Here is a 26,614-nt window from a genome sequence, read left to right on the forward strand (position 1 = left end):
TTGGCTCAATTAATCAAGATCCATTCCTGCATATCTCGTTATGAAATGGATATATACCGCTACCAAAGCCAATTTCTGCGCTTAAAAAAACAGCAATGGCAAATGATCAAGCTGGCATATGAAAATAACGAGTTTCAGCGCTTTATAAGCCGGCAAACGGAGACAATAGATGAGGCAGAAGGAATAGAGGAAAAAGAGAATTTCTTAAGTAAAGTGAGAAATAAATTCGGGAAGAAAGAAGAAACCGTGTCTTACGATTTGACCATCCCGGCTTCAGATCAGCCATCAGATACAATAGAATTGATTTTCAACTCTGTTCCCCGTTCAATGGAAGAGCTGAAAGTCAAATTTATGAATCACATCTTTATGTTCCAAATGAAATGGGCAACGTCTACTATCCGTGAAAAATCTTATGCAGATACATCATTCTACGAAGATGATAGGCTGCATGAACTTCTTCAGAAATTGCCTGATCAGCATCTTATCATGTATTATCCTGTCTTCAAAATGAAAAATACATCCATTTCGCTTGACCCACTATTAATTAGCCCGAGAGAAATCGTTTGTATACATTATCTGGAAGGGGAACAGCACGATGTTTTTGAAGGTTCATCTGAACGCTTCTGGATAGTGAATCCGGGAGATGATGAAAAAAAACAGCTATCTCCATTAATCAGTCTGAATCGGACTGGAACAATCGTAAAGCAATTACTCAAAGAAAGAAATATCAAACTTGATATAAAAAAGGTGCTGGTGTGCAAAAACGGATTCATTGAGTTCCCCCAGGCGCCATTCGACATAACAATTGCAGACAAGCGGAATTTCAGCCAATGGTTTCAAACTTACAGAGATTCTTCAACTCCGATTAAGCATGATCAGCTGAAAGCTGCTGAAATTCTTTTGTCACAATGCTTGATTGATTCTTTCCGCAGAAACGATTAATGCGCCTTTAGGCGTATTTTTTTGCGTTTCATACATACAGTCTCCTTAAAAAAAGCTATAATTTTACTTGACTGGGAATATCTCCAGAGATATTCAAGGAATTAAAGAAGATAATGGAGCTAAGAATGAAAAACAGCATATACTTTATCATTAACCCTCTTGCAGGGAATGGCAGATCATTACGTGTTTGGAAAAAGGTAAAAGCTGAACTTGAACGCAATCATGCAGACTATCGTTCTTTTTTAACTGAATATTCAGGTCATGCTGAAATACTGGCCAGGCAAATCGCGACGATACAGGATTATCACCTGAAGACAGTTATTGGAATAGGCGGGGACGGGACAATCCATGAAATTGTAAATGGGCTGAGTGACTTCCATTCTGTGCAAATCGGATTTATTCCAGCCGGATCCGGCAATGACTTTAAGAGAGGATACAACCTTTCGTCAAAAGACCACGCCTCGATTTTTCGCAGGCTTCAAAGGCAAGTAAACAGCTTTGATCTCGGCCAATATCATACGGGGCAGATGAACCGTTTCTTTGTAAACAGCATGGGCGCAGGATTTGATGCTTATGTTGCAAAGCTTTCAAATGAAATGGAATTAAAGAAATGGCTGAATAAATTCCGGGCAGGTTCTTTTATTTATATAGCTGCCCTGCTGAAAGGGCTTTTTAATTACAAGCCGGGCACCGTAGCTTTGACTGTTGATGACACGGAATATGTATTTGAAAATGTCTGGCTTGCAGCAGTCAGCAATCACCCTTTTTATGGGGGAGGAATGAAAATTTCACCAGCTGCAAAACCAGATGACGGTGTACTAGATCTCATCGTTGTGCATAATTTATCAAGATTAAAGCTGCTGTTGCTCTTTGGTCTCGTTTTTGCAGGACAGCACACACGTTTAAAAGAAGTTCATATGTTTACGGCAAGGAAAATAAAAATTGCCGGAGCTGCTCCGCTTATGATACATGCTGACGGAGAATACATAGGCGAAACACCGGTTACAGTCACATTGAGCCCTAAAAGCATAAAGTATTATACGTAACTCTAATATCAAGTTGTGTCACTATGGGTATACTGATGTGATGAAACAACTTTTGCAGGCAGGTGACTAAAATGTTATCGGTACAACGTTTATATCATGCATACCTTGATGAAATGAATTTAATTACAATCCTTATCCCAAAAGAGATGCAGGACACTGACAATAAGACATTTTTTCTTCTTGACGGCGAAACCAGGCTGAAGCTTCAATGCGAGCGAAAGCAGGATATAGAAAACAGAGTGAAATATCAATGCAGACTGGATTCTTCTATAAAACCTTTTGGAAAATTGTATGAAGTATGTGATGAACAGGGTACGAAAACAGATCTGCAAATAGGAGCAGTTATTCGGACAAAAGCTTTTGATGAACATTTTTATTATAACGGCGATGACCTGGGCGTGCGTTTCAGCAAAGATTCTGTCACATTGAAACTTTGGGCTCCTACAGCGACGGATGTTCAGGTGAAATTGCTGTTTCCAAGCGAACAGCGTGAGGAAACACTCCTGCTGAAGCGCGAGGACAGCGGGGTTTGGTCGATCACATTGAATGGTAATTTTGACAGCGTTTTCTACACTTATCTTGTGTGTGTGAATTTAATCTGGAATGAAGCAGTAGATCCCTATGCAAAAGCGGTATCTATGAATGGCGTTTACGGAGTCATTGCAGATTTTGACCGGACAGCGGTTGAGAAATATGCTCCTGCTCCCCTTGCGCAATTAACAGACGCAATTATTTATGAAGCGCATATACGTGATTTTACCATCCATCCAAACAGCGGAAACAGCCAAAAAGGAAAATATGCAGCATTCACAGAAGCTGATACAAAAACTCGAATGGGCATGTCTTCAGGCATTTCTTATTTGAAGGAACTTGGGATAACCCATTTGGAACTGCTCCCTTTCAATGATTTCGAAGGCGTTAATGAGCAGAATGTTTTGGAGCATTACAATTGGGGCTATAACCCCATCCATTTTAATGCGCCTGAAGGCAGCTACTCATCTGATCCGGAAGATCCTTACTCAAGAATAAGGGAGTTAAAGGCGGCCATTCAATCTATTCATGCACAAGGTATTAGAGTCATTATGGATGTGGTTTACAACCATGTTTACATCAGGGAAAACTCATCATTTGAGAAGATTGTTCCGGGATATTATTTTCGGCATGACCATAATGGACTTCCTTCAAATGGAACGGGAGTAGGCAATGATTTTGCATCAGAAATGAAAATGGCCGGAAAATTCATTGTGGATTCAATCATTTTTTGGCTGAAGGAATACGATATAGATGGTTTTCGCTTTGATTTAATGGGGATTTTGGATATTCATACTATGAACATGGTGAATGAAGTTTGTAAGCGGTTAAAGCCTGATATTCTTATTTTAGGTGAAGGATGGGATTTGCTTACCCCGCTTGCATTTGAAAAAAAAGCAATTATTGCTAATGCCGCAAAAATGCCGGGTATCGCATTTTTTAATGATCAGTTCAGAGACAACATTAAAGGAAGCACTTTTGAAGTACAGGACAGGGGATTCATTCTAGGTGATTCCGGAAATCCGGAAATGCTGGCAAAAATCATGAGCGGTTCAATTGCCCATTTTAAGAGTCCCGCACAATCAATCAATTATGTAGAATCACATGATAACCATACACTATGGGATAAAATGAATTTGTGTCTTCCGAATGATCCGATTGAAGATAGACGGCTGAGGCAGAAGCTTGCTTGCAGCATGGTCATTCTTGCACAGGGAATTCCATTTCTTCATAGCGGCCAAGAGTTCTACCGCACAAAGCAGGGTGTGGAGAACAGCTATAACTCGCCTGATGAGATCAATCAGCTGGACTGGGATGAAAGAGAACATCACTCAGAAGATATCAAATACATTCAGCACCTTATTTCTCTGCGGAAATCTCATGGTGCGTTCAGACTTAACACCACAGAGGAAATAAGCGGGCATTATCAGATTTTTATGAATGAGGGCGGCATTTACGCATACTGCTTAAACGATGTAGGTTCATATGGTCCATGGAGCAGAATAGCGGTTATTCATTGCTCCCATAAAAACGGAAAGAGGATTACGCTGCCGGGAGAAGGTCAATGGGTGCTTGCTTCAGGTCCATATATCAAAGAAATTGAAGGCAACCAAGCCAAGCTTATAAGTGAATCATTTGAGGTGAAAGAGATAGGGACTTTTGTCTTATTCCAAAAGTAGGTTTTCGGTTTTTCTTGACTAAAATTGCTAAGAAACGATAAAATTTAAAAGGATAGCTATCGGTACCTGATTTTTAATCTTTGAATAGCTGTCTTTTTTAATTGACTTAATGAAAAAATAAAGGGTGAAGCAAACAGGCTGAGACTGCCTTTTGCTTTCCCTATTCCAAACTTATAAATGAAATGTTGGGTTGAAATTGAAGGTGAACTGGTTGGAACAACTACTAGGAAGCGAGTGGGAGCTATCTCCTGCTGGCGGAGCAACAGGCGATGCATATTATGCACAGCGAGAAGGGCAAAAATTGTTCTTAAAACGAAATAGTTCTCCATTCTTGGCCGTTCTGTCTGCTGAAGGAATTGTTCCTAAGCTGGTATGGACAAAGAGGCTCGAAAATGGCGATGTGATAACAGCACAGCACTGGCTAAGCGGCCGTGAACTGAAGCCAAACGATATGAATGGCGAAAATGTTGCGGAACTGCTGCATAAAATCCATCATTCTAAAGAGCTGCTGGATATGCTGAAACGTCTGGGAAAGCAACCGCTTACTCCTTCAATTATTTTAGAGGATTTAAAGCAAACGGTTGAGTTTGAAAACTTTTATCTCCCAGAAGTGATCCAGGCGCTTCATTATCTGGAGTCCAATCTGCCTTATGTGGACTGCGAAGATAAAGTGGTCTGCCATTGTGATGTGAATCATAATAATTGGCTGCTGTCCAAGGATGAACAGCTATATTTGATTGACTGGGACGGAGCTTTGATTGCTGACCCTGCGATCGATATCGGGATGCTTTTATACTGGTATATAGACGAAAAAGACTGGGAAAGCTGGCTGTCCACGTATGGCCTGAAAATGACCGATCAGCTGCGTGCAAGAATGTACTGGTATGTGCTTGCGCAAACGATTACCTACACCCTTTGGTATCGGGCGAAACACAACGAAAAGGAAACGAATGAGTGGCATAACTACCTTCGGCAAATGATCTCGAAGTTAAATTAAGAAAATGTATCAATATCATCAATCCATTGTGTAAGAACATTTTGCTGAGATGTTATATAGGAATTCAGCTCTGGAGAATTTTTTCCGTCCTGACTGTATGAATAAATATTTTGCAGGACGTTTTTTAAATCCTGATGAATGTTTGAGTTTACCATCAGAGATTTGATGACGCGCTCCAGCTGTTCACATTCTGCAACTGTTCCGCAGCAGTCGCTTTGATGTTCAGTCAATATATCCTTTAATAATTCAACTTGATGCTGATATTCTAGCGGCACGGCAAACACTCCTTTACAGATTCTTGTCTTAATTTGTGCAGGAAGCAGCCATTTCATTCTGAATAAAAAATGACCAGTTCCCGCCGGGCCTGGTCATTTTTTCGCGAAGTGAAATCCGCTTAAATCAGCCGTTAGGAAAAGAGAGCCACAGCGATTTATACTTATATAAACTTCATTTTCTTCGGCAGAACTTTGATTTGTGCCGATAAACCCTTGATCTGCTATTATAGACCTGCATTAAAATACACATTTTTACATGGAATTCCTCTTGCACACCCTTCTATTTCATGATATCTTTTATGGCGACATTAAATCGATAGAGGTGTGCTTCATGCGATTGCGTAATAAGCCCTGGGCCAATGATTTCATTGCCGGGCATTCAAATATTGTGATACAAAATCCTAAAGAGTTTAAAGGAAAATGGAATGAAGTCTTTGGGAATACTAACCCGATTCATATTGAGGTCGGGACAGGGAAAGGGCAATTTGTGGTTGGAATGGCAGGCGCTAATCCTAACATAAATTACATTGGCATAGAATTATCTGAAAGTGTCATTGTCGGGGCTCTTCAAAGAGCGGTGGATGCAGAACGGACAAATATTCTTCTGCTCAATGAGAATGCAGAAGATCTGACTGACATTTTTGCCAAAGGCGAAATTGACAGAGTTTATTTGAATTTCTCTGATCCATGGCCGAAAACGAGACATGAAAAACGCAGATTAACCTTTAAAACATTTCTTAAAAGGTATGAAGATATCTTGGTTGATGAAGGTGAAATTCACTTTAAAACAGATAATCAGGGGCTGTTTGAGTATTCGCTTCAAAGTTTCTCATCTTATGGACTGCTTTTAACTTACGTAAGTCTGGACTTGCATAAAAGCGCCTATGAAGGCAACATCATGACTGAATATGAAGAGAAATTTTCACAAAAAGGGCAAAGAATCTATCGCTCTGAAGTGAAATTTTTAAAAAAGTAACCCATGTCCACGGACGCGGGTTTTTTTGTTATGATTGAATGGGAGGGGATAATATGGAAACTTTAAAAATAGGTCAAACAACGTTGACATGGCTTGACGGAGGGGTAACTTATCTTGATGGAGGCGCAATGTTTGGGGTCGTTCCCAAACCGCTATGGTCAAAAAAATATCCTGTTAATGAACTCAATCAGATTGAGCTTCGCACGGATCCAATCCTTGTTCAAAAAGAGGGCATCAATTTGATGATTGACAGCGGTATTGGTTCAGGAAGACTTACCGATAAGCAAAAGCGGAATTTTGGGGTGACGGCTGAATCAAATGTAACCGCTTCATTAAATGAGATGGGATTGAAAGCGGAAGATATCGATTATGTTCTTATGACCCATCTGCATTTCGATCACGTTTCCGGTCTGACCAAGCTTGTAAATGATGAACTTGTTTCAGTATTTCCGCATGCAAAAATTATCACGTCGTCTACCGAATGGAATGAAATGAGAGAACCTAATATCAGGTCCGCAAATACATACTGGAAGGAAAATTGGCTTTCTATCGAAAAACAGGTCGTTCCTTTTGAGGAGAAAACAGCGCCGGTGCCTGGCATAGAAATGATTCATACGGGCGGCCACAGTGATGGTCACAGCATAATCAAAATAGAAGATAATGGAGATATCCTTCTCCATATGGCAGACCTCATGCCTACACATGCCCACTCCAATCCTTTATGGGTGCTTGCATACGATGATTATCCTATGAATTCGATTTTGCAGAAGCAAAAATGGCTCGGGTATGCGGGCGAAAAACAGACTTGGCTGTCTTTTTATCATGACGCCTTTTACCGCGCAGTCAAATTTAATGAAAAAAGAGAAATGATCGATAAAGTTGAAAGAATTCGACCAGAATAAAAAAATGGCATGGAGAGCGGTGTCTCCATGCCATTTGCATTTTAAAACAGGCTTTTTCCTTTATCTTTAAGCAATTTGTTCTACGTGAAGGATATTCCCGCTTTTTGCATCCACAAAAGCTTCGTATTGTTCGAGCTCCGAGTCGGCCGTTCTGGTAATGCCTGCTTTATAAATACTGTACGTCTCACCAGAATCAGTATAGGTCTCGCGGACTGTATAGATCCATGATCCATTGATTGGACCCTTTTCCTTAAAGGCATTTTTCACAACTGAAAGAGCTTTTTCAGAAGAAATAAATGCGGGCTTTAATTGATCCTTGAAAATGTAGGCAGCAGCAAGGCCAATTCCAATACCAATGAATGCTTTTCTGCAATTCATTACGATCTCCTCCATCCTTAACACATTGATTTAAGTATACAGAAGATCTGCACGGTTGTTAAGTGAATTGAGCTGCAGGCAAAATCAAAAGATGCGGGTTGAATAAAGCTGCAATTCAGCTTGAAAAATAGAAAATTTTTAGAAAGATACAATTTTCCGCTATCTTCCTTCATTTTTTGATCCGCTGCTGTGTTTTTCTTTAGTAGCACGAAACGATAACTTTCTGTAAAATAAAAGAATACATACGTAAAGGGGATATGATGGATGAACCAAGAGACGTTAGAGCTTTTTAAAACATTGACGGAACTTCCGGGCGCACCGGGAAATGAGCATGCGGTTCGTAAATTCATGCGTTCTGAGCTCACCAAGTACTCAGATGAGATTGTTCAAGACCGTTTAGGAAGTATTTTCGGGGTGAAGCGCGGTCAATCGGAAGGTCCAAAAATTATGGTTGCAGGCCACATGGATGAAGTTGGGTTCATGGTAACGGGTGTAACGAAGAACGGAATGGTAAGATTCCAGACGCTCGGCGGCTGGTGGAGTCAAGTCCTGCTTGCACAGCGCGTTGAGGTCATAACAAGTCATGGATCAATTCCCGGCGTCATCGGATCGATTCCCCCCCATTTATTAAGTGAGGATCAGCGCAGCAAACCGATGCAGATAAAAAATATGCTGATTGATATTGGAGCAGATTCAGAAGAAAATGCAGCAGAGCTTGGAATTAGGCCTGGTCAGCAAATTCTTCCTGTTTGTCCGTTTACTCCAATGGCAAACCCAAAAAAGATTATGGCTAAGGCCTGGGATAACCGCTATGGCTGCGGATTGTCCATTGAGCTGTTAAAAGAGCTGAAGAATGAAACACTTCCAAACACTCTTTATTCCGGAGCAACTGTACAGGAAGAGGTAGGGCTTAGAGGAGCTCAAACTGCTGCCAATATGATTCAGCCTGACTTGTTCTTTGCTCTTGATGCGAGCCCTGCGAATGATATGAGCGGAGCAAAGCATGAATTTGGCCAGCTCGGAAAAGGCGCGCTGCTCCGCATTTTAGACCGGACAATGGTGACACACAGAGGAATGAGGGAATTTGTGTTAGACACAGCAGAATCGGGCAATATTCCGTATCAGTATTTCGTGTCGCAAGGCGGTACAGATGCAGGACGTGTTCATACTTCAAATGACGGTGTTCCTTCAGCAGTTATTGGCATCTGCTCTCGTTATATTCATACGGCAGCTTCAATTGTCCATATTGACGATTATGCTGCAGCAAAAGAATTAATCGTCACTCTTGTAAAAGCATGTGATCAAACGACATTAAATACAATTAAGCAAAATTCATAGAAGGAAGAAGAGGAAATCACTGTTGTGGTTTCCCTTTTTCAAAGATAAGCAGTATATAATTTATGTCTATAGATGTTTTAGGAGAGAAAAGAATGAAAATAGCCATTGGCACCTTAAACCCGGCAAAAGTGAATGCGGTAAAAGCATCTCTATTTAATTATGAGCAAATGACATTCCAAAGCTTAAAAGTTCCATCGGGAGTTTCAGACCAGCCGTTCTCAGATGAGGAAACGATACAGGGAGCCGTTAACAGGGCGGAAAACGCGAGAGAGATGGAGCTTGCTGCTCTTGGCATAGGCCTTGAAGGAGGCTTAATTGAAACCATCCAAGGTTTTTATTTATGCAACTGGGGTGCGTTAACAGGGACTGGATTTGTCCCAATAATTGCAGGCGGCGCCAGGATCTTACTCCCGGAGGATGTTGGCAGAAAGGTAAAATCAGGTGTAGAGCTAGGCATCGTTATGGATGAATATGCGAATCAGTTTCATGTAAGTCAGAATGAAGGAGCCATTGGCATTTTTACAAATGGGTTAGTGAACAGGACAGAAATGTTTACTCACATTTCAAAACTTTTATTCGGACAATATTTTTATATGCAAAATAAGAGCAGCGGCAAATAAAGCCGCTACTCTTGTGCAAACAGATAGGATAGGACTGCAATTGCCTGATCAACCGTCTCTACCGTGACATCAGCTTTAGAAGAAAGCTCTTTGAGCGGATGGTGCAGATTTTCAGGCCTGATGATAATTAATGGCTTGTTGTTCGACAATGCACTGCTTGCATCCATTGCAGTATTCCACTGCTTATATTTTTCTCCAAATAATGCAATCACAATATCTGATTTTGCCATTAAAACTTTTGATCTGAAATTATTAATTCTTGATGCAGCTTCGTCTCTGTATATAGCATTTGGCTGTGTGCCCAGTATTTCTTCTCCAATCAGATCAGATCTGTCATGGTTTTCCATTGGTCCTGTAAACAGGATTGGAAGATTCCCGGTCTTATCTTTAACTTCATTTCTCCAATTACTATGTATTTCTCCAGCTAAATAAACTTGCAGTTTCATTCCAAAAGTACACCTCTTTTTTAAACGTTTTATACCCTTTTTTTCTTTTCATAAAACCTAGCTCTCTTGTCAATTCTAAAATGAAAGGGTTATTATAGAAAAGGGTCCTATTTTCCTATTGAATAAGGAGGGTTTCTCTTGAAAAAAATTCTAGCAGGCATCATCTTTGCTTCTCTTTTTTCCTTATTAGCCTGTTCAATGAATGAAGAAGAAATGCAAACTGCAACGATCGATCAGACAAAAAAGACGTTTACAAGCAAACCGGCTGCTGACAATGAAGAAAGCGGCACTTTTAATTATCATTTGCCTGAAGGCTATAAAGTCGAATCTGCAAAAAATAATAACTTGATTTTCAAACGTGATGATGAACAATATATTTTATTTGTTAATGATAAAGAAAAAGAGGACAGCACCGTTTTTTATCAATCGCTGCTTGAGCAATACAAAGATCCAATAGTAGAAGAAACCTTTAAGGATAATGGAAGATTCGGATACGTTCTCGTCGATAAACTAGAAGACGATGAGTATGAGGTTTCTGCCGGAATAGGCGGAGTCAAAATGACAACGCAAACAAACGGACGCAATGTTGCAGATGCAGCTGAACAAATGATGGGAATTGTGTCTTCTGTTACCTATTAAAATAAGAGAATTCTCCTTTGGCCTCAAAGGGGTTTTTTCTTTTATGCAGGCTAAACTATTGGTAACAGAGTGCTTCTTTTGGTATGATGCGAATGGATGATTGCACGAATTGGAAACGATATTATTGGAGGGTTTAACATGGAAAAATTACAAACAATGGCACAATATAACGAAGTAATTCAAAAAGAAAATGTGATTCTTATGTTTTCAGCTGACTGGTGCCCGGATTGCCGTTTTATAGATCCGTTTTTGCCGGAACTTCAGGCTGAAAATGACAAATTCACTTTTTATTATGTAGACAGGGATCAATTTATTGATCTTTGCGCTGAATTAAATGTATTTGGCATTCCGAGTTTTGTAGGATTCAGCAAAGGACAGGAAACAGGACGTTATGTGAACAAGGACCGTAAAACGAAAGAGCAGATTCAGGAATTTATAGCGGGATTATCTTCATAAAACAGTTTCGGCAGGGAGCGGAATGAACCATGAAAATGACTTCAAGAAAAATGGCAGAGACAATCAAAGAGCGCTTAAAACATAAAGATTGGACAAGCCATTATGATAGAGAAAAGGATCAATTGCGTGTCGAAGATGATTCGACTAAAAAGGGAATGACAATATCTCTTCCCGGCATTATTGCTAAATGGGAAGAGAAAAAAGACGCGGCTGTTGATGAACTGATTTATTACATCGAAGAAGCATTGACAGTTATGAATGCTGAACAGGAGCTGACAGGTAAAGAAAAAGGAATTTTCCCTGTTATCAGATCAACATCGTTTCCTGTAGAATCCTCTGACGGGGTTTTGCTGATACATGAAGAACATACAGCTGAGACAAGAATCTATTATGCGCTTGATCTTGGAAATTCCTATCGTTTAATTGATGTGAAAATGATGGAAAGAGAGAACTGGACGTTCAGCAAAATCAAAGAAATGGCAAGGTTCAATCTCAGGTCGCTGCAGACAAGTGTAAAAGAAGATCATGCAGCAGGAAATGTCTTCTACTTTTTAAATGCAAATGATGGCTATGATGCAAGCCGTCTGCTTAATGACACCATCCTTGATTCGTTTCATGAAAAAATGGAGGGGACTATGGCCATTGCAGTGCCGCATCAGGATGTGCTGATTATTGCGGACATCAGAAATGATACAGGCTATGATATTTTAGGCCAGATGGCAATGAGCTTTTTTGCAAGCGGAAGGGTGCCCATTACTGCACTGTCTTTTCTGTATGAAAACCGCGAGCTGGAGCCGATTTTTATCCTTGCAAAGAACCGGGCAAAAAAGGAAGAGGAAGGTAAACAATAATGCGCGTATTTTATAACAAAGAAGGTGTAGGGGATACCCTGCTGATTTCAATCACGGAAGTTTCAGAAGAAAATAGAGCATTTGAAAAGAAGGGAGATGCAGTCCGGATATTCAACAATGTTTCAGGGGAAACAGCGGGATACAATCTCTTCAATGCATCTTCTTATTTTGAAACCGAAAGCAGCGGAGGAGCTGTTGAATTGACAGAAACGCTCCTAAATAATTTGAATGCCAGCATTCATCAAAATGGTTTTGAGGAACAGCTGCATGCTGATCTTTCCCCGAAATTTGTAGTTGGTTTGGTAGAATCAAAAGAAAAACATCCGAACGCCGATAAATTGAGCGTATGCCAAGTGAACACCGGCAGTGAAAAACTTCAAATTGTGTGCGGTGCACCTAATGTCGACAGCGGACAAATGGTTGTTGTGGCTAAAGTTGGAGCAATTATGCCAAGCGGCCTCGTGATAAAGGATGCTGAGCTCAGAGGCGTTCCTTCAAGCGGAATGATCTGCTCTGCAAAAGAATTAGATCTGCCGGATGCCCCGCAGGAAAAAGGGATTTTAGTTTTAGACGGTCATTATGAAATCGGAGCCGATTTTTTTAAAAAATAATGGACTCCCATAAACGTATTTTCTAAAGCGAATACTCTATTTAAAAGTTAAAAAGTCACTAGGGAATTTTCTAGTGGCTTTTTTCATCTTTAAAAGATAGGATTAACTGTTACAATAGTAAATAAGACGAAACCTTTGAAAGAGTGGTTTTTATGAGTTGGTTTTCAAAAATGATCAATTATTTTGCCGGTGATACAGAGACAGACAAACACCTAGAAAAAACATCAGCTGAAAAAAGGCAAATTCCAGAACAACAGCAGCCTGTACATAGAGCACCTGTACCGCCAAAAACGCAGCCTTCAAATGTGAGAAATGTAGAAACAAAAATAGCCTATCAATATCCTAAAGGCAATTTTAAATTTCCGATGATTCCTGATCATCAAAAGAACCGTCCAGAACCGAGAAGGAAAAGTCCGGAAAGTACAAAGACTGAAAGGACGAAGCCTCAGAAAGTAAGCAGCACAGGGCGTGTACCTGGTAAACCAGCCAGAATGAAGACAAATTCTGATTCAAAGAGGCCATTTCACCCAACTGAAATTCCTTCTCCAATTTACGGCTTCAGGCCAAGAGATAACCAAGAACCCCTGGAGTATCGGATCAGTCCAAGAAATGAAGCCAGTCAAAGCGGGGGCGAGCCGGTATCAAGTTTATTTAAAAGCTTTCAAGAAGCAGCGCAATCTACAGAATCCGTTATGTCAAAATTAAATGAACATAAACGGGCCGAGCTTTTGAAAAGAGAAGCTGCGAGAATGAGAGAACGTGAAGCAGCGGAAATTCCTGTATCACCCGTACGTGAAATTCCTAGAAAAGATGAGCAGGTGATTTTAAGGACAGAAGAAGCGGAACCGGTACGTGAAATGATTCCAGAAATCACCGTTCCAAATGAAGGATTGAATAAAAATTCAGAGCTTCTTTCCTTTGCATCTGATGACGAACAAGAAGAGGCAAGCATTCTTTCTTCCAGTCAAGCTTATAACAAAGAAGTACAGCCCATGCCATATGAAAATAGAGAAATAGCGGCAGCTTCAGATGAAACAGAATTGGTCCTGACAGAACAAGTACAGCCGCCTATTGAGGCAGAAGAGGAACCCTTCGACATTGATGTACACGAAGAAAAGCAAACGAAGTCCGAATGGATGACAGTGGAAGAGCCGGAAGATACTTCAGAATCTGCCGTTATAACGTCAATTAATTATGAGCCGGATGCACGTGAAGAGATTTCCCTTGATAAAGAAGAGGAAACAAGGTTAAAGGATGAATCAGAAAATACTGCACATGAAATAACGAATGAACAGCCTTCAGAAGAAAGAGAAGAAAATCGTTCTGGCAGATCAGCCGTTCCATTTAATGTCATGATGTTTGGAAGAGATAAACAAAAAATTCAAAAGTCCGGGGGATCTTCACCTTCTGGATCATCATCTTATCTTTTCCCCTCATTGCAGCTATTGAACATTCCGCCTAAGGAATATGTTGATGATGTGGATTGGCTGAGGGAACAAACAGAATTGCTGAATGTGACCCTTGAAAATTTCAATGTGAAAGCAAGAGTTGTTCATGTCACACAGGGTCCTGCGGTTACCCGTCTTGAAGTGCAGCCGGAACCTGGAGTGAAAGTAAATAAGATTACCAATTTAACAGATGATATCAAACTTAGCTTATCAGCTAAAGATATCCGCATTGAAGCCCCGATTCCGGGTAAAAACAGAATCGGAATAGAAGTGCCGAACAGGCACAGCAAGATGGTCTATTTGCGCGAAATTCTAAGAAGCGCGGAGTTCAGAAATAATCCGTCTCCGCTGACAGCTGCCCTTGGCCTTGATATTTCCGGACAGGCTGTTGTGACAGATCTGAAAAAAATGCCGCACGGATTAATTGCGGGAGCAACGGGTTCAGGAAAAAGCGTGTGTATTAATACCATCTTAGTAAGTTTGCTTTACAAAGCTTCGCCTCATGAAGTGAAGCTGCTTCTGATTGACCCTAAAATGGTCGAGCTTGCCCCGTATCACAATGTTCCCCATCTTGTCAGTCCGGTCATTACGGATGTAAAAGCGGCAACTGGAGCATTGAAATGGGCTGTAGAAGAAATGGAAAGACGGTACGAGCTATTTGCCCATGCAGGAGCAAGGGACATCTCCCGCTATAATGAACTTGCTGCCAAACATAACAGCGGTGAGCACATGCCGTATCTGGTCATTGTCATTGATGAGCTTGCTGATTTAATGATGGCAGCTCCTGCTGACGTTGAAGAAGCAATCTGCCGCATTGCTCAAAAGGCAAGAGCGTGCGGAATCCATTTAATTGTTGCTACTCAAAGACCATCTGTAGATGTTATTACTGGATTAATCAAGTCGAATATTCCGACTAGAATTGCTTTTTCTGTTTCATCTCAAGTTGACTCCCGGACAATTATCGATTCGGCCGGAGCAGAAAAATTGCTTGGTAAAGGGGATATGCTCTTTTTAGAAAATGGCACATCCAAAGCTGTCCGCATTCAGGGGAACTTTGTATCTGATGAAGAAATTGAGCGTGTCGTCAGCCATGCAAAAAAACAGATGAAGCCGGTCTTTTTATTTGAACAGGAAGAGCTGATGAAGAAGTCCAGCATTGGAAATGAAGAAGATGAACTGCTGCTTGAAGCATGTGAATATGTGGTAGATCAGGGAGGGGCCTCAACCTCCAGCCTGCAGAGAAGATTCAGAATCGGATACAACCGTGCTGCAAGGCTTATGGATATGATGGAAAAGCAGGGAATTATTTCAGAAGCGAGAGGAAGTAAACCCCGTGAAGTTCTGATTTCAGAGCAGGACCTCGAAACCATTCAAGAAAGCGGAATGTAACCCGAGAACAGGGTTTTCCATTATCATAGAAATAAAAAAGTGTTTTTTATGGTAAATCTTTATCGAAATAGAAATTTTTATCTGAAGAAGTAATTATCGCGGGGAATTGGGAAAACTGTTTTTTAAACAGTTCCCCTATTTTTCCGCGCAAATTAAGACATATTTTGAAGCAGTTGTCCGTAATGTTTAAATGAACAGGGAAACATTCCCTTTTTGTTCCGCACTTGCCAAGTTCATGGATATCGTTTAATATGCATTGGGCAGGATAAACCGGCCCGTTTCACTCACTTAAAAAATATAAAGACAAAATGCCTGGTTTGTTTGTCAGTTATGCTGGACGCTTTTCTTATAGTTATCTAAATAGCGTTCTGCTATAATGTAAAATCGTAAGCTATACTACATATCCGCTATCTTATGCATTCTAATTAAACCTGGGTTGCAATTTGGGATAAGAATCATATAATGTCAAACAGATAGACGTTTGTTGGAGGTTCTATTTATGACTGTTTACCATTTCGTTGGAATAAAAGGGACTGGAATGAGCGCCCTTGCACAGATTCTGCATGATATGAACTACGAAGTTCAGGGATCTGATATTGAAAAAACCATTTTTACTCAAAAAGCTTTAGAACAGCGCGGTATTCCGCTTTTTCCATTTTCAAAAGATAATATCAAAGAAGGATTAACCATCATAGCCGGAAATGCCTTTCCTGATTCCCATCCGGAAATTGAGGAAGCACACAGCCTTGGACTTAAGGTTATTCGCTATCATACGTTTTTGGGCGAGTTCATGGAGAAGTTTACAAGTGTCGGCATTACAGGCGCCCATGGCAAAACTTCAACCACAGGCTTGCTTGCTCACGTTATTCAGGGAGCGAAGCCAACTTCATTTTTAATTGGAGATGGAACTGGCAGAGGAATGGAGCAAAGCGAATACTTTGTTTTTGAAGCATGTGAATATCGCAGACACTTTTTGTCCTATTATCCTGATTATGCCATCATGACGAATATCGATTTTGATCATCCAGATTACTTCAGCAGCATTGATGATGTGTTTAAAGCCTTTCAAGAGATGGCTATGCAAGTCAAAAAAGGCATTATTGCCTGCGGTGATGATGAGCATCTTCAGCATATCCAGGCAAACGTGCCTGTTGTTTATTACGGTTTCAGTGAAGAAAATGACTTTCAGGCCCGCAATGTCGTCAAAGCAACTGATGGAACAAGTTTTGATGTATTTGTCAGAAACACTTTTTATGCATCCTTTAAAATTCCGACATTCGGCGATCACAGTGTACTGAACGCACTTTCTGTTATTGCACTTTGTCATTACGAAGAGATTGATGCAGAAGTGATTCAGGCGCAGCTTCAAACATTTGAAGGGGTAAAGCGCCGTTTTAATGAAAAGAAAATCGGCAGCCAAGTTCTAATTGATGACTATGCGCATCATCCTACTGAAATCACAGCAACGATTGACGCTGCTAGACAGAAATATCCGGACCGTGAAATCGTTGCGGTATTCCAGCCGCATACCTTTACACGCACACAATCGTTTTTAGAGGAATTTGCGGACAGTCTGAAGAAAGCTGATACGGTCTACCTTTGCGACATATTCGGTTCTGCACGTGAAAACATCGGAAAACTTTCGATTCAGGATCTGCAAAATAAAATCGAACGCGCTTCATTGATTGATGAAGAAGAAACCGCCGTCTTAAAGCAGCATGAAAATGGAGTTCTCGTTTTCATGGGAGCTGGAGACATTCAGAAATACCAGCAGGCTTACGAAAAGGCTCTGGCATAATATACAAAAAAGCATGGGCGAGAACGCCTCATGCTTTTTTTGTGCTTATTTCAGGTTTTCAGGATTCAGGCATTCTAGTGCATCGATGACAAAACGGCCGTCTTTTCGGATGAGCACACCGTCAAAATACATTTCTCCGCCTCCGTATTCAGGACGCTGAATGTTGACCATATCCCAATGAATGTTAGAGTGGTTATCATTGAATGCATCATCATAGCACTGACCTGGAGTGAAGTGGAAGCTGCCGTCGATTTTTTCATCAAATAGAATGTCCTGCATCGGATGCTGAATGTAAGGGTTAACACCAATTGCAAATTCGCCGATATATCTTGCTCCTTCATCCGTATCGAAAATGCTGTTGATGCGTTCTGTATCATTAGCAGAGGCTTCAATAATTTTTCCGTCTTTAAATGTAAGCTTCACATTTTCAAATGTAAAGCCGTTATATGGAGACGGAGTATTGTATGTAATCGTTCCATTAACAGAATCACGAACAGGGGCAGTATAAACCTCACCGTCAGGAATATTCATTTCCCCTGCACATTTAACAGCAGGAATGTCTTTAATAGAGAAAACCAAATCCGTTCCCGGTCCTGTAATTCTTACTTCATCTGTTTGATTCATTAAATCGGCTAGCGCGTCCATAGCTTTGTCCATTTTTCCGTAATCCAGGTTGCACACATCAAAATAAAAATCTTCAAATGCTTCGGTGCTCATCTTTGCGAGCTGAGCCATTGAAGAGTTCGGATAACGTAAAACAACCCATCTTGTTTTAGGAACACGGATATCGCGGTGAACTTTTTGCCCGATTGTTCTGCCATGCAGCTTCATCTGAGCGTCAGGCACGTCAGCCTGTTCGTTGATGTTGTCTCCTGAACGAAGGCCAATATAGGCATCCATTTTGCTCATGACATTTGCTTCAAACTCAGCCATCATTCCAAACTGTTCTTCCTGTCCTCCGAGCAAAAGAGCGCGGTCCACCTGCTGATCTTTAAGAGAAACAAACGGATATCCGCCTGCAGCATATGCTTCATGAACAAGCGCTGTAACTAATTCTCTTTGCAGGCCAAAGTTTTCAATCAGAACTTTTTCTCCTTTTTGAAGTTTGACTGAATAATTGATCAAGTTTTTTGCGAGCTTTTGAATTCTTGGGTCTTTCACTTTTTTTCCTCCCGGTATGCGACTAAGTAATACATGTCTATTGTAACCGATGTCAGAAAAAAATTTAAAATATTTATTGAAAATTTAAAAACACGGCCATAATAGGAAGGGAATCCAAATTTTTTTGTAGAATACTAGCAATAAGAAAATCTTTATGTTTATATTTGAATACTAGCGGGAAACAGTTACTATCGCTTATTGGAGGTGCTGAAGTTGGAAATTATTTTATACTTAGCTGTTGCACTAATTGCAATTGCATTCACTGTACTAGTCGTTTTCCTGTCTAAAACGTTAAAATCCCTCTCTTCTACATTAAATAATGTAGCTGGAACACTGGCAGGACTTGAGAATCAAATCCAGGGGATAACGCTTGAAACGACTCAGCTGCTACATAAGACCAATGCTTTGGCAGAGGACATTCAGGAAAAATCAGAAAAGCTGAACACGGTTGTTTACGCGGTTCAGGGTGTTGGTTCATCTCTTCAGAATTTTAATGATTCTGTTCAGAAAGTATCAGCATCAGTAAGTACAAATCTTGAGAAAAACCAGGATAAAATCAATCAGGTAGTACAATGGAGCAACGTTGCAATGGATGTTTGGGGAAAATGGAAGCTGAAGAAGCAGAAACATGAGCGTCAGCAGAAACAGCCAAGTATATGAATTCGTTTTAAAAAAATATAAAATAAGAATCGCAATAGGGAGGAATTTATCATGAGTAAAGATTCAATCAACAGTAAAGATTTTATTATCGGAACACTAATTGGAGGAATTGTAGGAGCAACTACTGCATTATTCCTTGCACCTAAATCTGGTAAAGAACTTCGTGATAATATTGGTGAGCAGGCAGTCCTTGTTAAAGAAAAAACAGGGAAAATCACAAATGATGCCCGTGAGAAAAGCACTGAATTTGCAGCTCTTGCAAAAGAAAAGTCAGCTAATCTATCTCAGGCAGTATCAGAGCAATCCAGTCAAATTATGAATAAAGTCCGTGATTTGAAAAACTCTAAAGACCAAAACGGAGAGCAATCTGAAAACAATCCTGAAGATGTAAAGCTTAACTTGGCGCCTGAAGCAGCAAGTGATGATCCTCAGCTGAATTCTTCCATTCAAAGCCCTGTTAGCGAAACGGTACAGCCGGCTTCTGGATCTACACAGCATGCTGAAGAATTAAAAAAGCAAGTGAACAAAGAAATTGAAGAATCTAAAGAAGCATTTTCAGAAAAAAAATAAGACAGTGAATCGGCAAAGTTAACCGCTTTGCCGATTGTTTTTATATTTGAAGGAAATCATGTACAATAAACGGACCAACCTGAATTTAGGAGTGAATGGAACAAGATGGCCAAAATAAAGATTGATACAGTTGATGAATTCCAGCAAATCGCTGACAGCGGAAAATCCTTTTTATTTTTCAAAAATAGCTTAACTTGTCCGATTGCTCAGGCAGCCTACGAGCAATTCGAAGTTTTTGCAGAGGAAAATGATTCGATTAATGCCTATTACTTGAATGTCCAGGAAGCAAGACCTCTTTCAAATTATATAGCAGAAACTTACGGTGTGAAGCACGAATCACCGCAGGCTCTGCTTTTCAAAGACAAACAGGTTGCATGGAATGAGTCACATTGGAAAATTACAAAAGACTCATTAACTAAAAACATATTATAAAGCAGAGGATGGGACAGAGGCTCTAAAGCTCTGTTCCTTTTTTATGTGCATGATAGGAGAAAGTGTAAAATGAACGAACGTTCTTTTGATCAGTTGTTAAATATAAAAACGGAAGGCGGCCAAAAAGAATTTGGCAAGTCAGTGCATTATCACAGATATGAACCGACTCCGTATGCGGCACTGGAGAAATTGTTTCATGAATATGAGCTGAACAGCAGTGATCAAGTAGTTGACTTTGGCTCTGGAAAAGGCAGAACAATTTTCTATATTCATTATTTAAGCAATGCTGCTGTCAAAGGTATCGAAATGAACGAGGAATTCCACCAGGAAGCCATCAAAAATCTTGATCTTTATGTGAAAAAACCTAAGAGCCGAAAAGGGCAAATCCAGTTTTACTGCTGCTTGGCCGAAGAGTACAAAATCGATCCTGCAGATAATCGTTTTTATTTCTTTAATCCTTTTTCAAAAGAAATTTTTATGAATGTCATAAACAATATCCTTCAGTCGGTTGAAGAAGCAAGGCGGGAAATCGAGCTGATTTTGTACTATTGTTCAGAAGAGTACATTTATTTCTTAGAAAACCAGACCGCTTTTGAATATAAAAAAGAAGTCATTCTGCCAGGATTTCATGACCGTAATCCGTTAGAACAATTTTTGATTTATAGGCTCGATTATTAAGGGTGGAATTGAGTATGAAATGGAACAATCATTTTTTACGATGATTCCAAAAATGCCTCGACCAGGCGGGGTTGAGGAATCAAAGGAGTGCTGTAATTCCACAATTGGGGATGTCAGGTGCGATGGAGGAATCAAAGAGTGCTGTGATTCCGCAATGGCCGAGGTCCGACGAGATAGTGGAATCAAAAGGGTGCTATGATTCCATAATTGGGGATATCAGGCGGGATGGAGGAATCAACGAGTGTTATGATTCCATAATTGGGGATGTCAGGTGCGATGGAGGAATCAAAGAGTGCTGTGATTCCGCAATGGCCGAGGTCCGACGAGATAGTGGAATCAAAAGGGTGCTATGATTCCATAATTGGGGATATCAGGCAGGATGGAGGAATCAACGAGTGTTATGCTTCCACAATAGCCGAGCCCCGACGAGATAGTGGAATCAAAGGTGTGCTATGCTTCCACAATAGCCGAGCTCCGCCAAAATAATGGAATCAAAGGGTAGCTAAAATACCACAATAGCCGAGCTCAACCAAGCAGATTTTTTAAAATCACTATGCCTATCAAAGCCGTACAGCCGGATCAGCTTTTCCTATAACCATTCAATACTTATCTTGTCTCCAGGCAGCAATTCTTCATGAAAGGCTGTTTCTTTTTCATTTTTCAACAGAAGAAATTTTCTGCTTCCCTCAGTAGGGATATTTATGTCGACAGCCGTGAAGACATCCTGAAAAATAAAGGAGACTGGAGGCTGCTTCTTAATGGTTAATTGGTCGCCATTGTTTATTTTATCCTCTAAGGATAGAAGCTTTTCGTCTCTATAGACTTCAGCCGTCATCTTCCTGAGTGTCAGGGGCTCTTTGTTATAGAAAACTTGCAGGGAATCATATGCTGTTAGATTAAGCTCAGACAGGACTTGGCTTAGAGATGGTGATTTTGCCCGAACAGCTGTTATTTGATCCCATTCCTCAAATGAGGAGGATGGCAAAGCAGGAACGTGATTAATCAGAATTTTTCCAGAGAATGCATCAAACTGCACACTGCTGCCGTCTACTAAAAGATGAAATGGAGCAAAAGAGGCTCCGCCCGGCAAAATCTCTTTTATCTGTTCAGGAAACGAATAAGTGATGGAATCCCTGTCAGCTACCAGATCCGTTAAAGAGGCAGGCTGCCCATTTAAGGAAAGTTTTGCCTCAACTTCTACCCGTACTCCATTTAACAGGATGTGTTTGGCTGGAACTGGATCAATTAAATCAGAAAGGGCGACACTGAGTGATTGGCCGTCTTTCCCTTTTTCAATGAAGATTTCATCCCCATTGTTAATTTCATCTTCAACTGAACACAGTTTCCCATTTTTATAAAGCAAAGGTGCTTCTCCATAAGTGCCGGGGATTGTTATTGATTGTCCGTTTAAAGCGGCAATAAATGCGAGTCCTGGTTTTCCGTAATATTTGCTCAGCTGAATTCCGGAAGAGAGAAGACTGTCTGAAACGGTCAGTTTTCTCATATGCAGCAGCCGGACTGAGCGGTCATTAACTTTAACGCTGACATACTGAATTGGATTCTGATTGGAGGAAATTGCGATTCCAATGGGGGTAACCAGTTCGGGCCCTTTTTTTAAATGAGCGGCAAACTTGAGCTGCTTGATGGCATCAATGCCTCTTATTGCAACCCTGTTTACTGGCAAGTTAAGTTTTTCGGCAATCAATTCAGGGAGCTTAGGTGTTAAGCTGCCGCCTCCAATCAGCATGACCGCCTTTGGAGAAGCATTCTTATTTAAAGAATAGATTTCTTCTTTTATCGCACTTGCGAGTTTGTCGATTGACTCGTGAATCAGCGCGACCGCATCTTCTTTTAAAACTTCATTTTCAAATCCTAAAATATCTTTCACAAGGATGCTCTCAGATGTATTCAGCTCTCTTTTTGCCTGTTCCGCATCATGGAAATCCAGCAAGAACTGATCAGAAATGGCTTCTGTTATTTCATCTCCTGCGATTGGAACCATCCCGTATGCAGTAACCGTTCCCTCATTTGTGATTGCGATATCGGACGTTCCGGCCCCTATATCTACCAGCGCTACATTCAATCTTCTCATCGATGGAGGAATTAACACGTTTATTGCCGCTATTGGCTCAAGTGTCAAAGCCTTCATTTCCAGATTTGCTCTATTTAAGGCAGCGATGAGTGATTCTACAACAACTTTCGGCAAAAAGGTTGCAATGATTTCAGCAGAGGCCATCTTGCCCTGCTGATCTACTAAACTGCCAATCTCTTGATGATCAAGGTTGTAATGGAGCACAGAATAGCCTACACAATCATACTCCTGCATAGCTTTTTCTTTTAAGGCGAGCTGCTTCTGAGCTTCTTGAACGGCCATAAGCTCGAGGTGAAAGATGGTTTCTGTCTCAATAATGGGTTTGCCTTCTATTTCGATATGAGCTTCTGCCCGTACCGTTTTTAAAGCTCTCCCTGCAGCAGCCACACAGACTTCGCGAAGAGTTCCATGTTTTTCTTCAAGCTTTCCTTTAACAGAAGCAATCACTTTCGAAACAGAGATCACATCATGAATCTGCCCATCGAGCATTGAGCGCTCACCATGTTCCTCTATGACCGTATCAATGATTTCATAGGCACCGTCTTTTTCCGATAACAGCAAACCAACGACTGACCGGGTGCCAATATCTAATGCAAATGTATAAGTTTCTTTTAACAAAATGAGCACCTCGTTTATTAATCTCCATAACTTGAAAAAACAAATAAAAAAGCAATGTTAGCGCTTAAAAACGCTTTATCACTTAAAAGCGTTTAAATGTTAAAGAAAAATGCGTGACAACGGGAAGGATTTTGTATATAATAATCACTAATTACTAAAGAAAATGTATCATATTTTCTTTCTTTAAGAAAGCTGATGCAGGCTGCATCACGCTTGAACACTAGTTTTGAAGGGATGCATGTACAAGCCGGATGACGGCTTTTCATAAGAGTTTCTTCAATATTAAAAAACGCGAAAGGATGAGTGAGATGAGTAACGCCGAGTTAGAAGCATTGCGAGAGAGAGCAGAAGAGATTAATCTGCAGATTTTACAGCTGATTAATGAGCGAGGAAAGTTAGTACAGGATATAGGTAAAGCCAAGGAAGCGCAGGGCGTTAATCGATATGATCCCGTCCGTGAGCGAAGAATGCTAAATAAAATTAAAGAGAACAATGATGGACCTTTTGAAGACTCCACATTGCAGCATATTTTTAAAGAAATCTTTAAAGCAAGTTTAGAGCTTCAGGAAGACGATCACCGCAAAGCGCTTCTTGTGTCACGCAAAAAGAAGCCTGAAGATACAATTGTTGATGTTAAAGGCGTCAAAATTGGCGACGGAAACCAAGTATTGATTGTTGGGCCATGTGCAGTTGAAAGCTATGAGCAGGTAGCTGCTGTTGCAGAAGAGGCTAAAAAACAGGGAATCCGCTTATTGCGCGGAGGAGCATTCAAGCCGCGCACAAGCCCTTATGATTTCCAGGGTCTTGGACTTGAAGGCTTAAAAATCTTAAAACGCGTTGCGGATGAATATGATATGGCTGTTATCAGTGAAATTGTAAATCCGGCTGATATTGAAACAGCGATTCAATACATTGATGTGATCCAAATCGGTGCCCGCAATATGCAGAATTTCGAATTACTTAAAGCTGCTGGTGCAGTTAAAAAGCCTGTATTATTAAAACGCGGCCTTGCAGCTACACTTGATGAGTTCGTAAATGCAGCTGAGTACATTATTTCTCAAGGAAACGATCAAATCATCCTTTGTGAACGCGGAATCCGCACATACGAAACAGCTACTCGAAATACACTTGATATTTCAGCAGTTCCGATTCTAAAACAAGAAACGCACTTGCCTGTCATGGTTGATGTTACACATTCAACTGGCCGCCGCGACTTGCTTATTCCTTGTGCTAAAGCAGCGCTAGCGATTGGTGCAGACGGTGTTATGGCTGAAGTTCATCCTGACCCTGCGGTCGCGCTGTCGGATTCAGCTCAGCAAATGGATTTCGATCAGTTCGCAGAGTTCATGAATGAGATTAGACCGTTGACTAGAGTAAAGGCATAACTAATTAATTTAAATAATTTCTATAAATCGTCATCGAAAACCTTAAATAATAGGTTTTTGATGACGATTTTTTTTTGATTAATACGCCTGAATTTCGGAAAACTGTTTGTTTTTGCCTATCTCAAATGCAGCCCAATCTTCTTCAATTTTCCGCAATAGCCTGTTCTCTATAAGACAACTTCCCATTTAATCTCGGTAGAATAAGGTATTAAAGGAATTTCATCATACAGTCTATTTGAATTTGTCTTTAGAAATGCCGAGGTCCTGGGAGGTGATCAAATTGAAGCGGTTATTTGACTTTTCGCTTTCTTTATTTCTTCTATTTATGCTTGCTCCACTCTTATTAGCGGTAGCGCTGATGACAAGGGTTAAACTGGGACCTCCAGTTATTTTTAAACAGCTGCGCCCAGGGCTGCATGGTAAAGCGTTTACTATTTATAAGTTTCGAACAATGACAAATTCAAAGACTCATAAGATAGGTGATGATGACTTAAGGCTGACCGCATTTGGGAGATTTCTTAGAAGATACAGCCTGGATGAACTTCCACAATTATTTAATGTTCTTAAAGGTGATATGAGTTTTGTAGGACCCAGACCACTTTTGATGGAATACTTGGATTTGTACAGTCCAGCACAATTTCGGCGTCATGAAGTGAAACCTGGAATGACAGGATGGTCTCAGGTTAATGGGAGAAATGCGATAAGCTGGGAAAAAAAATTTGAACTTGATGCATGGTATGTCGATCATCAATCTTTCTTTCTTGATATAAAAATAGTTTTCCTGACTATATTAAAGGTCTTTCAAGGCAGAGATATAAACCAGGAAGGTCAGGCTACAGCGGAAGTGTTTAAAGGTAATTATAAGAACAGTCAGGAAGATTGAGAATGATTTGCCTCATTATTTCGTTCATGCCCTGTATATAAGCACGGAACTTTGTATCACAGCATAAAGTATTTCAGAAATTGAATAAATACTAACGCAAGTAAGAGAGGAAGAAGAAAATGAAAGAGGAAACACTTGATTTTGGGAGTTTCTTTCAAATTATTTGGAAGCGGTTTTGGATTATTATTCTAATTACTTCTATGGCTGTATTAACAAGTGCATATGTTTCATTCCACTTGCTTCAGCCGGTGTATCAGGCAAAAGTAAATTTCCTGATCAGTAATCACCAAGATCCTAAAAATCCTGTTTTAACAAGCAGTATAGATGATTCATTAAAGCTTGTCACAACCTACCAGGATATTGTTCAAAGTCCGCTGATCTTAAAATCGGCACAATCAGCTTTGGCTGAAGAGGGTCATAACATCACAATAAAAGAAAAAAATATAAGTGTTAACAATAAAGAAGAATCTCAAATGTTTGAATTACTAGTAGATTATCCTGAGAGAGAAGAAGCATTGCTGATTGGAAATGCAATTGCTGATGCATTTGAGGAACGGGTTCAGGATCTTATGAATCTTAAAGTTAATAATGTGAAGGTTATGAATAAAGCGACAGTCAATCCTGATCCTGTCAGCCCTAAGCCTTTAATGATTATGGGGATAACTTTTGTCATATCGTTTATGGTTTCTATATGGATAGCTTTATTGATGAACAGTATAGCAAAACATCCGAATGCCCGAAAGTAAATAATCTGTAAATCTCATGAGACGATCATCTGGTTGATATAAAATTGAGATTTACATTGGCAAGGTA

Annotated in this window: 26 protein-coding genes; 21 read left to right on the plus strand and 5 right to left on the minus strand. The window is 40.3% G+C overall.

The genetic code is table 11. The annotated features are described in order from the left end of the window. The 4 genes from ABEQ24_RS03840 to ABEQ24_RS03855 all read left to right on the plus strand — a co-directional run bounded on the left by ABEQ24_RS03840 (position 1) and on the right by ABEQ24_RS03855 (position 5,195). Complete coding sequence (locus ABEQ24_RS03840) at positions 1-942, plus strand: NERD domain-containing protein (RefSeq protein WP_430005538.1); 942 nt, start codon at positions 1-3, stop codon at positions 940-942. Between the two features lie 125 nt (positions 943-1,067). Continuing rightward, entirely contained in the window at positions 1,068-1,988 is a 921-nt protein-coding gene (locus ABEQ24_RS03845; RefSeq protein ID WP_430005539.1) for a diacylglycerol/lipid kinase family protein, read from the plus strand. A gap of 71 nt (positions 1,989-2,059) precedes the next feature. Beyond that, the gene (gene pulA, locus ABEQ24_RS03850) at positions 2,060-4,198 is read left to right on the plus strand and encodes a type I pullulanase (RefSeq protein ID WP_430005540.1); all 2,139 of its coding nucleotides are present in this window, start codon (positions 2,060-2,062) and stop codon (positions 4,196-4,198) included. 202 nt (positions 4,199-4,400) lie between these two features. Continuing rightward, positions 4,401-5,195 carry a phosphotransferase gene (locus tag ABEQ24_RS03855; protein WP_430005541.1) on the plus strand — a complete coding sequence of 265 codons (795 nt, stop codon included), beginning with the start codon at positions 4,401-4,403 and terminating at the stop codon, positions 5,193-5,195. Here ABEQ24_RS03855 and ABEQ24_RS03860 read toward each other — a convergent pair. Further along, positions 5,192-5,470 (minus strand): YtzH-like family protein, encoded by a 279-nt coding sequence (locus ABEQ24_RS03860; protein WP_430005542.1) that lies wholly within the window; start codon positions 5,468-5,470, stop codon positions 5,192-5,194. The genes ABEQ24_RS03855 and ABEQ24_RS03860 overlap by 4 nt on opposite strands. Positions 5,471-5,801: 331 nt before the next feature. On the opposite strand from ABEQ24_RS03860, the gene trmB reads away from it, so the two are divergent. Together trmB and ABEQ24_RS03870 are read left to right on the plus strand one after the other, a co-directional pair. Further along, positions 5,802-6,446 (plus strand): tRNA (guanosine(46)-N7)-methyltransferase TrmB, encoded by a 645-nt coding sequence (trmB, locus tag ABEQ24_RS03865; protein WP_430005543.1) that lies wholly within the window; start codon positions 5,802-5,804, stop codon positions 6,444-6,446. A gap of 53 nt (positions 6,447-6,499) precedes the next feature. Beyond that, a complete protein-coding gene (locus ABEQ24_RS03870; protein ID WP_430005544.1) occupies positions 6,500-7,348 on the plus strand; it encodes a YtnP family quorum-quenching lactonase in 849 nt (282 codons plus the stop codon). Positions 7,349-7,414: 66 nt separating this feature from the next. On the opposite strand, the gene ABEQ24_RS03875 is transcribed toward ABEQ24_RS03870, so the two are convergent. Then, on the minus strand, positions 7,415-7,726 hold the full coding sequence (locus ABEQ24_RS03875) for a PepSY domain-containing protein (RefSeq protein WP_430005545.1): 312 nt from the start codon (positions 7,724-7,726) through the stop codon (positions 7,415-7,417). A 264-nt stretch (positions 7,727-7,990) separates the two neighbouring features. On the opposite strand from ABEQ24_RS03875, the gene ABEQ24_RS03880 reads away from it, so the two are divergent. Both ABEQ24_RS03880 and ABEQ24_RS03885 read left to right on the plus strand, forming a co-directional pair. After that, the gene (locus ABEQ24_RS03880; RefSeq protein WP_430005546.1) at positions 7,991-9,064 is read left to right on the plus strand and encodes a M42 family metallopeptidase; all 1,074 of its coding nucleotides are present in this window, start codon (positions 7,991-7,993) and stop codon (positions 9,062-9,064) included. A 92-nt stretch (positions 9,065-9,156) separates the two neighbouring features. Further along, entirely contained in the window at positions 9,157-9,684 is a 528-nt protein-coding gene (locus ABEQ24_RS03885; RefSeq protein WP_430005547.1) for a DUF84 family protein, read from the plus strand. Positions 9,685-9,689: 5 nt separating this feature from the next. On the opposite strand, the gene ABEQ24_RS03890 is transcribed toward ABEQ24_RS03885, so the two are convergent. Further along, positions 9,690-10,130, minus strand: coding sequence for a YtoQ family protein (locus ABEQ24_RS03890; RefSeq protein WP_430005548.1), 441 nt, complete (start codon positions 10,128-10,130; stop codon positions 9,690-9,692). A 138-nt stretch (positions 10,131-10,268) separates the two neighbouring features. Here ABEQ24_RS03890 and ABEQ24_RS03895 point away from each other — a divergent pair, with 138 nt between their 5' ends. The 6 genes from ABEQ24_RS03895 (at position 10,269) to murC (ending at position 17,322) form a co-directional block, all read left to right on the plus strand. Beyond that, positions 10,269-10,769: a hypothetical protein gene (locus ABEQ24_RS03895; protein WP_430005549.1), complete on the plus strand. Its 501-nt coding sequence runs from the start codon at positions 10,269-10,271 to the stop codon at positions 10,767-10,769. Positions 10,770-10,907: 138 nt separating this feature from the next. Beyond that, positions 10,908-11,225, plus strand: a complete 318-nt coding sequence (locus ABEQ24_RS03900) for a thioredoxin family protein (RefSeq protein WP_430005550.1) — start codon at positions 10,908-10,910, stop codon at positions 11,223-11,225. Between the two features lie 29 nt (positions 11,226-11,254). Further along, positions 11,255-12,076 carry a DUF1444 domain-containing protein gene (locus tag ABEQ24_RS03905; RefSeq protein WP_430005551.1) on the plus strand — a complete coding sequence of 274 codons (822 nt, stop codon included), beginning with the start codon at positions 11,255-11,257 and terminating at the stop codon, positions 12,074-12,076. Then, complete coding sequence (gene ytpR, locus ABEQ24_RS03910; protein ID WP_430005552.1) at positions 12,076-12,687, plus strand: YtpR family tRNA-binding protein; 612 nt, start codon at positions 12,076-12,078, stop codon at positions 12,685-12,687. The genes ABEQ24_RS03905 and ytpR overlap by 1 nt, the downstream gene beginning before the upstream one ends. Positions 12,688-12,839: 152 nt before the next feature. Continuing rightward, positions 12,840-15,524: a DNA translocase FtsK gene (locus tag ABEQ24_RS03915; protein WP_430005553.1), complete on the plus strand. Its 2,685-nt coding sequence runs from the start codon at positions 12,840-12,842 to the stop codon at positions 15,522-15,524. A gap of 499 nt (positions 15,525-16,023) precedes the next feature. Next, entirely contained in the window at positions 16,024-17,322 is a 1,299-nt protein-coding gene (gene murC, locus ABEQ24_RS03920; RefSeq protein ID WP_430005554.1) for a UDP-N-acetylmuramate--L-alanine ligase, read from the plus strand. Between the two features lie 45 nt (positions 17,323-17,367). Here the strand turns inward: murC and ABEQ24_RS03925 are convergent, their stop codons facing one another. Beyond that, positions 17,368-18,483 carry an aminopeptidase gene (locus ABEQ24_RS03925; protein WP_430005555.1) on the minus strand — a complete coding sequence of 372 codons (1,116 nt, stop codon included), beginning with the start codon at positions 18,481-18,483 and terminating at the stop codon, positions 17,368-17,370. A gap of 213 nt (positions 18,484-18,696) precedes the next feature. Between ABEQ24_RS03925 and ABEQ24_RS03930 the strand changes: the two genes are divergently transcribed. The 4 genes from ABEQ24_RS03930 (at position 18,697) to ABEQ24_RS03945 (ending at position 20,823) form a co-directional block, all read left to right on the plus strand. After that, entirely contained in the window at positions 18,697-19,143 is a 447-nt protein-coding gene (locus ABEQ24_RS03930; RefSeq protein ID WP_430005556.1) for a DUF948 domain-containing protein, read from the plus strand. 51 nt (positions 19,144-19,194) lie between these two features. Beyond that, positions 19,195-19,713 carry a YtxH domain-containing protein gene (locus ABEQ24_RS03935; RefSeq protein WP_430005557.1) on the plus strand — a complete coding sequence of 173 codons (519 nt, stop codon included), beginning with the start codon at positions 19,195-19,197 and terminating at the stop codon, positions 19,711-19,713. A 105-nt stretch (positions 19,714-19,818) separates the two neighbouring features. Beyond that, complete coding sequence (gene ytxJ / locus ABEQ24_RS03940; RefSeq protein WP_430005558.1) at positions 19,819-20,145, plus strand: bacillithiol system redox-active protein YtxJ; 327 nt, start codon at positions 19,819-19,821, stop codon at positions 20,143-20,145. Positions 20,146-20,214: 69 nt separating this feature from the next. After that, the gene (locus ABEQ24_RS03945) at positions 20,215-20,823 is read left to right on the plus strand and encodes an SAM-dependent methyltransferase (RefSeq protein WP_430005559.1); all 609 of its coding nucleotides are present in this window, start codon (positions 20,215-20,217) and stop codon (positions 20,821-20,823) included. A gap of 589 nt (positions 20,824-21,412) precedes the next feature. Here ABEQ24_RS03945 and pilM read toward each other — a convergent pair. Then, entirely contained in the window at positions 21,413-23,533 is a 2,121-nt protein-coding gene (gene pilM, locus ABEQ24_RS03950; RefSeq protein WP_430005560.1) for a pilus assembly protein PilM, read from the minus strand. 308 nt (positions 23,534-23,841) lie between these two features. Here pilM and ABEQ24_RS03955 point away from each other — a divergent pair, with 308 nt between their 5' ends. From ABEQ24_RS03955 to ABEQ24_RS03965, 3 genes are all read left to right on the plus strand, one after another. After that, positions 23,842-24,918: a bifunctional 3-deoxy-7-phosphoheptulonate synthase/chorismate mutase gene (locus tag ABEQ24_RS03955; protein ID WP_430005561.1), complete on the plus strand. Its 1,077-nt coding sequence runs from the start codon at positions 23,842-23,844 to the stop codon at positions 24,916-24,918. A 280-nt stretch (positions 24,919-25,198) separates the two neighbouring features. Continuing rightward, positions 25,199-25,801, plus strand: coding sequence for a sugar transferase (locus ABEQ24_RS03960; RefSeq protein ID WP_430005562.1), 603 nt, complete (start codon positions 25,199-25,201; stop codon positions 25,799-25,801). Positions 25,802-25,920: 119 nt separating this feature from the next. Beyond that, positions 25,921-26,547, plus strand: coding sequence for a YveK family protein (locus ABEQ24_RS03965; RefSeq protein ID WP_430005563.1), 627 nt, complete (start codon positions 25,921-25,923; stop codon positions 26,545-26,547). Positions 26,548-26,614 lie beyond the last annotated feature (67 nt).

This window comes from Metabacillus idriensis (assembly GCF_050483325.1).
Lineage (GTDB): Bacteria > Bacillota > Bacilli > Bacillales > Bacillaceae > Bacillus_P > Bacillus_P idriensis_A.

Bases quoted from the DNA above. Each gene is read 5' to 3' on its own strand.
- ABEQ24_RS03845 (WP_430005539.1), top strand. From the start codon at position 1,068: ATGAAAAACAGCATATACTTTATCATTAACCCTCTTGCAGGGAATGGC.
- pulA (WP_430005540.1), top strand. From the start codon at position 2,060: ATGTTATCGGTACAACGTTTATATCATGCATACCTTGATGAAATGAAT.
- trmB (WP_430005543.1), top strand. From the start codon at position 5,802: ATGCGATTGCGTAATAAGCCCTGGGCCAATGATTTCATTGCCGGGCAT.
- ABEQ24_RS03870 (WP_430005544.1), top strand. From the start codon at position 6,500: ATGGAAACTTTAAAAATAGGTCAAACAACGTTGACATGGCTTGACGGA.
- ABEQ24_RS03875 (WP_430005545.1), bottom strand. From the start codon at position 7,726: ATGAATTGCAGAAAAGCATTCATTGGTATTGGAATTGGCCTTGCTGCT.
- ABEQ24_RS03880 (WP_430005546.1), top strand. From the start codon at position 7,991: ATGAACCAAGAGACGTTAGAGCTTTTTAAAACATTGACGGAACTTCCG.
- ABEQ24_RS03885 (WP_430005547.1), top strand. From the start codon at position 9,157: ATGAAAATAGCCATTGGCACCTTAAACCCGGCAAAAGTGAATGCGGTA.
- ABEQ24_RS03890 (WP_430005548.1), bottom strand. From the start codon at position 10,130: ATGAAACTGCAAGTTTATTTAGCTGGAGAAATACATAGTAATTGGAGA.
- ABEQ24_RS03900 (WP_430005550.1), top strand. From the start codon at position 10,908: ATGGAAAAATTACAAACAATGGCACAATATAACGAAGTAATTCAAAAA.
- ABEQ24_RS03905 (WP_430005551.1), top strand. From the start codon at position 11,255: ATGAAAATGACTTCAAGAAAAATGGCAGAGACAATCAAAGAGCGCTTA.
- ytpR (WP_430005552.1), top strand. From the start codon at position 12,076: ATGCGCGTATTTTATAACAAAGAAGGTGTAGGGGATACCCTGCTGATT.
- ABEQ24_RS03915 (WP_430005553.1), top strand. From the start codon at position 12,840: ATGAGTTGGTTTTCAAAAATGATCAATTATTTTGCCGGTGATACAGAG.
- murC (WP_430005554.1), top strand. From the start codon at position 16,024: ATGACTGTTTACCATTTCGTTGGAATAAAAGGGACTGGAATGAGCGCC.
- ABEQ24_RS03935 (WP_430005557.1), top strand. From the start codon at position 19,195: ATGAGTAAAGATTCAATCAACAGTAAAGATTTTATTATCGGAACACTA.
- ytxJ (WP_430005558.1), top strand. From the start codon at position 19,819: ATGGCCAAAATAAAGATTGATACAGTTGATGAATTCCAGCAAATCGCT.
- ABEQ24_RS03945 (WP_430005559.1), top strand. From the start codon at position 20,215: ATGAACGAACGTTCTTTTGATCAGTTGTTAAATATAAAAACGGAAGGC.
- ABEQ24_RS03955 (WP_430005561.1), top strand. From the start codon at position 23,842: ATGAGTAACGCCGAGTTAGAAGCATTGCGAGAGAGAGCAGAAGAGATT.
- ABEQ24_RS03965 (WP_430005563.1), top strand. From the start codon at position 25,921: ATGAAAGAGGAAACACTTGATTTTGGGAGTTTCTTTCAAATTATTTGG.